Genomic DNA, 1560 nt, shown 5'->3' with positions numbered 1-1560 from the left:
GGGTGTGGGTCGCGGGTGTTCGCGCTGGGGCCGATCGGCACCACGCGGTCCGCGAGCGCCGCCAGGGCTGGGCGGTGTGCCACCACGAGCGTGGTGCGGTGCTTGATCAGGGTGCGGATGCTCGCCACGACTTCGGCTTCGGCTGCTGTGTCCAGGGATGCCGTGGGTTCGTCGAGGAGGAGGACGGGGCGGTCTGCCAGGAACGCTCGGGCGATGCCGAGGCGTTGGCGTTGGCCTGCCGACAGGCCGTGGCCGCCTTCGCCGATGCGGGCTGACAGGCCGCCGGGGAGGGCTGCGACGAAGTCCGCTGCCGCAGCTGACCGGAGTGCGGTCCAGACCGCCGCGTCCGATGCCTCTGCGCGGGCTAGGCGCACGTTCTCCGCCACCGTCCCCGCGAACAGGTACGGATGCTGCGGCAGCCATGCCACCGGTCCGGCCGCGGCCGCCACGGTCGCCGAGCCCGACGATGCCTCCACGAAGCCCAGCAGCGCCTTCAGTACCGTCGACTTGCCCGCGCCCGATGCCCCGACCAGGGCCACGCACTCCCCCGGCGCGACCGTCAGCGAGAAGTCCGACAGCGCGGGTTCGGTGCGGCCCGGGTAGCGGACTGTCAGGTTGTTGATTTCGATGCCGGAGCAGACGGCTGCGGATCGCGGGCTGGGTACTGGAGCCGACAAAGGTGCAGGCGCAGGCGCAGAGGTAGGCGCAAGGGCAGGCGCAGGGGTCAAGTCCAAGAGCGCCAAAACATCCCCCGCAGCAGCCTTCCCCTCCGCGCTCGCATGGTAGAAAGCCCCCACCTGCCGCAGCGGCCAGTAGGCCTCCGGCGCCACGATCAGCACCAGCAACCCCGTCCGCAGGTCCAGCGTCCCGCCCACCAGCCGCAGCCCGACCCCCACCGCGACCATCGCCACCGAGATCGTCGACGCCAGCTCCAGCACCAACGACGACAGGAACGCCAGCCGCAGCGTCCGCAGCGTCGCCGCCCGGTCCTCGTCCGTCGCCCGCCGGATCGCGGCGGCCTGCGCCCGCGCACGTCCGAACACCAGCAGGTCCGGCAGGCCCGCGACCACATCCAGGAAGTGCCCCGCCAGCACGTCCAGCGCCCGCCGGCGGCGCTCCACGTGCGTTCGCGTCGCCACGCCGACCAGCCACAGGAACAGCGGGATCAGCGGCAGCGTCGCCAGGACGACGAGCCCCGATTCCCAGTCCGCGCCGAACAGCACCGCCAGAACCGCAGCCGGCACCGTCGCCGACAGCACCACCTGCGGCAGGTAGCGCGCGAAGTAGTCATCGAGGCCGTCCACCCCGCGCGTCGCCAGCGTCACCAGCGGGGCCGTCTTACGCGTCGCCAGCCAGCGCGGGCCCAGCGCCATCAGATGCGCGGCCAGCCGCAGGCGCAGGGCCGACTTCACCGACGCCGACGCCCGGAACGCCGCCGCCTCCGTCGCCCAGGACAGCGCCGCCCGCACGCAGACACAGCACCCCAGCACCGCCAACCACGGCCAGACCGAAGCCGACGCGGCCGCCGCCCGATCCGCAGACCCCGCGGACCCCACCGAC

At 73.3% G+C, this 1560-nt stretch carries 1 protein-coding gene; it reads right to left on the bottom strand.

The features are described 5' to 3' along the window. On the bottom strand, nucleotides 1-1469 hold a 1469-nt coding region (gene cydD / locus GWK61_RS54470), incomplete at its 3' end, for a thiol reductant ABC exporter subunit CydD (protein ID WP_323748208.1). Between the last annotated feature and the right edge of the window lie 91 nt (nucleotides 1470-1560).

The sequence above is a fragment of the Catenulispora rubra genome (assembly GCF_015356825.1).
GTDB lineage: Bacteria > Actinomycetota > Actinomycetes > Streptomycetales > Catenulisporaceae > Catenulispora > Catenulispora rubra.
Note: the sequence above shows the minus strand (reverse complement) of the source record. Positions and strands in the feature narration are given on the sequence as shown.